The organism is Mesorhizobium sp. M2A.F.Ca.ET.067.02.1.1, from assembly GCF_004023285.1.
Classification (GTDB): Bacteria; Pseudomonadota; Alphaproteobacteria; order Rhizobiales; family Rhizobiaceae; genus Mesorhizobium.
In genome coordinates, this window is the sequence record NZ_RZSB01000632.1 from 1 (window position 1) to 3543 (window position 3543).

Genomic DNA, 3543 nt, shown 5'->3' on the forward strand with positions numbered 1-3543 from the left:
CATCCATCGATTGCGAGATGTCGACGGCGTGCACGAGCTCCACATCGACCGGCGTGCCGACGTCAGGCACGGGCAACGAAGCCGCCTCGGCGCAGGCGAAACAGGCAAGCAGGCTGAGCATCTCGAGCATGGCTGCAGGCGTTCTGTCGACGCCGGCGATTCTTCCCGGCGATCGCGGCAAAATAAAGCTATTTCTTGCGGCGCGCCGCCTGGGGCGGCGGCTCGATCGCTCCGGCGCGGACGCGCGCCGGCTTGAGCGCTGGGCCGCAGACGTCCTTGACGATGGTGAGGGCCCGCGGGAAGAACTGGTTGTTGTGCAGGCCGCGCCCGATATTGAGGATTGCTGCATCCGGGAGCCTGGCCTGCAGCATCGCCAGCACGCGCCGCAGCGTCGCGCCGTCCAACGTGTCCAGCGCCTCGTCGATGATGACCCATTTCGGCTTCCGCAGCGCCAGCCGGGCAAACGCCAGCAGGCGCTGCTCGTCGTCCGCCAGCTCACGCTCCCAGCGCGCCGAGCGGTCGAGCTGGGACGACAGGCGCTCCAGCCCGACCTCGCCGAGCACGGCCTTGATCTCGGCGTCGTCGATCTTGACGCCCTCGGCGTGGTTCAGCACATCGCGCAGCGAACCGAGCGGGAAATAGGGCGTGCGCGGTACGAAGAACGGCTTCTCCCCGTCGGGCATGCCGATGCGGCCCCCTCCCCAGGGCCACAGGCCGGCAAGGGCGCGGAAGAACAGCGTCTTGCCGGCGCGCGGATCGCCGGTGATCATGACATGCTCGCCCGGATGGATCTCGACGCTCGTCTCGGCAAGCCTGGTGCAGCCGTCGGGCGAGGCGACTTCGAGCTCGTCGAATGTCAGCTTGCCGTCCGGATTCTCGCCGACCTCGATTCGCTTTTCCTTGTCGTGCAGGATGTCCGTTTCGCCAAGCGCGATGCGGAAGTCGGCGACGCGCATCAGCGTTGCCCGCCAGTCGGCGATGGCGCCGATATTGTTGATGAACCAGCGCAGCGAGGAATTCACCTGGTTGAAGGCGCCCACCGCCATCATCAACCCGCCGAAGCTGATGTCGCCCGCGAAATAGACGGGCGCGGCCACCAGGATCGGGGCTACCACGGTGATCCAGCCATAGGCATCGGTGACCCAGGAAAGGTTGATCTGGGCGCTGTAGATACGCCGCATGGCGCCAAGCACGGTGCCGAGGTCGAGCTCCAGCTGGCGCCTGGCATCGGCCTCGCCATGGGCGAGCGCGATCGCATCGACATTCTCGTTGACCCGGACCATCGAGGAGCGCAGCTGCGCCTCGCGGGTGTAGCGGTCGCTGTTGAAGCGTATCAGCGGCCGGCCCACCAGCCAGCTCAGCCAGGACGCGATGCCGGCATAGAGGACCGCAGCCCAGACCATGTAGCCCGGTATGGTGAGCGAATGGCCGCCGATATGGAAGACGAAGCCGGAAGAGAGCTGCCAGAGCACGCCGATGAAGGACGCCAGCAGGATGAAGGATTGCAATAGGCCGACGCCAAGGTCGGTCGACAGATCCGACAGATGGGCGGCATCCTGCTGCATGCGCTGATCGGGATTGACGCCGATGGCGCCGGCATGGGCGAGCCGGAAGGCCCGGGCCGGCGCCATCCATTCATCGATGAGGTCGAGCGTCAGCGCCTCGCGCAGCCTCAGCCGGATCATCTGGTTGAGCCACGTCTGGCCGATATTGAGCACCAGCAGGCTGCCGGCGATTTCCACAAAGATCATCAGTTGGTGCAGGAAGCCCCCGAGGTCGCGCCGCGCCAGCGCATCGTAGAAAGGCTGGTTCCATCGGTTGAGCAGAACCTGCCCGATCGAGGTCGCGATGATGACGGCGACGATGCCGATGCTGACCCAGGCAAGCGGCCGGCGCACCGGCGAGGTCTTCAGCGCCATGCGTATCGTGGCCAGCTGGTCGGAAAGGCTGCTGGTCTCGATCGAGAACGCAGCCTGCTCGGCGCCTGGCTTGTAGTCCATTTGGTCAGCCATAAAGGACATCCCTGATTTCGGGCGCGATCAACGGAGCCGCGCCGCGAAGCTTTCCCTCAGATAGGGTGGCGATGGCGGTAAAGGACAAGGCGCGACACCGATCACGAACGCGTCACCCGTCGGGCGGCGACGTCCGCCGCCTTGCGTCCGAGCCGCGTCGCGCCCTGTGGCGAGAAGACTGGCACGAAGACGCGGCGCGAGGCGCGCTGGGCGACCGGCACGCCCTGGTAGAGCCGCTTCTGCGCCTCAACGACGATGACGCCCGAAAAGATCGGCCAGAACCGGCGGCCGGCCCGCTCCAGCACATTGTGGAACCGCATCATGAAACGCCGCGGCGACGGCGGGAAGAACAGCGCATCGCTCCACGTCGCCGGGGTGAAGTTCGCCTCGCGCAGCAACTCGGTCAGCTGGCCGCGCGAGAACGGCCGGCCGTTGCCGAAGGGCGTGTGCTCGAAGCGCGCCCAGACGCCGCGCCGGTTGGGCACGACGATGACGACCCTGCCCGCAGGCGACAGCACGCGCCAGATCTCGTTCAGCGTCTCGCGCGGGTTTTCGGCGTGCTCGAGCGAATGCACCAGGAGCACGCGATCGATGCAGGAATCGACCAGCGGCAGTTCCTCGTCGAAGACCAGCGCCGTTGCCGTCGGTCCCGACGCCGGCCATACCACAGCGCCCTGCGTTGCCGGCATAAAAGCGAAGACACGCTCGGCATCGGTGCCGAAGCGTTCCAGCCATGGCAGCGCGTAGCCGAGGCCGACCAGCCGCTCGTTGGGGACAGTTGCCCAGATGGACGACAGCGCCATGGTGATCGAGCGCTCGGCGAGACGCCCGAGCGTGGACGAGTAGAAGGAACGCAGGTCGACGATGTCCGAATGCATGCGCGGGACGGTAGCCGTGAAGCCTGCCAAGTTCAACAAAGGCGGCAAGTTCGACGAACGCGGATGACATCGGCGGCCGGTCGCCCTATGTCTGCGGCGATAGATGGAGAAAGATGCCTATGGCCGTAGAGATCGAGCAGTTCATGTGCCGCACGGACAATTTTGGCGTGCTGGTTCACGATCCCAAAAGCGGCGAGACGGCGATCATCGACGCGCCGGAAGAAGCGCCGATCCTTGCGGCGATCAAGCGCACCGGCTGGACGCCGACATTGATCCTCACCACGCACCATCATGCCGATCACGTCGAGGCCAATCTGGCGCTCAAGGAGCGCTTCAAGCTGCGCATCATCGGCCCGGAAGCCGAGAAGGCAAAGATTCCCGGCATAGACGAGACGGTCGGCCAAGGCTCGGTCGTGCGCCTTGGCGAGGAACGGATCGAGGTCATCGAGACGCCCGGTCATACCGCCGGCCACGTCTCCTACCACCTGCCAGCCTCGAAAGTGGCCTTCACCGCCGACACATTGTTCGCGCTGGGTTGCGGCCGCCTGTTCGAATGCAAGCCGCCGGTTATGTATGAATCGCTGAAGAAGCTGGCGGCGCTGCCGGCGGAAACCGCCATCTATTGCGGCCACGAATACACACTTGCCAATGCC

At 65.7% G+C, this 3543-nt stretch carries 3 protein-coding genes; 1 reads left to right on the forward strand and 2 read right to left on the reverse strand.

What is annotated here, in order from left to right; all coding sequences use genetic code 11:
• Nucleotides 1-188: 188 nt before the first annotated feature.
• Together EOA28_RS29000 and EOA28_RS29005 are read right to left on the reverse strand one after the other, a co-directional pair.
• Nucleotides 189-2012 carry an ABC transporter ATP-binding protein/permease gene (locus EOA28_RS29000; protein ID WP_127251821.1) on the reverse strand — a complete coding sequence of 608 codons (1824 nt, stop codon included), beginning with the start codon at nt 2010-2012 and terminating at the stop codon, nt 189-191.
• Nucleotides 2013-2113: 101 nt separating this feature from the next.
• On the reverse strand, nt 2114-2890 hold the full coding sequence (locus tag EOA28_RS29005) for a methyltransferase domain-containing protein (RefSeq protein ID WP_126081007.1): 777 nt from the start codon (nt 2888-2890) through the stop codon (nt 2114-2116).
• A 119-nt stretch (nt 2891-3009) separates the two neighbouring features.
• On the opposite strand from EOA28_RS29005, the gene gloB reads away from it, so the two are divergent.
• Nucleotides 3010-3543, forward strand: a 534-nt coding sequence (gene gloB, locus EOA28_RS29010) for a hydroxyacylglutathione hydrolase (protein ID WP_128315539.1), incomplete at its 3' end; no start/stop codon positions are given.

Excerpts from the sequence above, each read along its gene's own strand:
- EOA28_RS29000 (WP_127251821.1), bottom strand. The coding sequence starts at position 2,012 with ATGGCTGACCAAATGGACTACAAGCCAGGCGCCGAGCAGGCTGCGTTC.
- EOA28_RS29005 (WP_126081007.1), bottom strand. The coding sequence starts at position 2,890 with ATGCATTCGGACATCGTCGACCTGCGTTCCTTCTACTCGTCCACGCTC.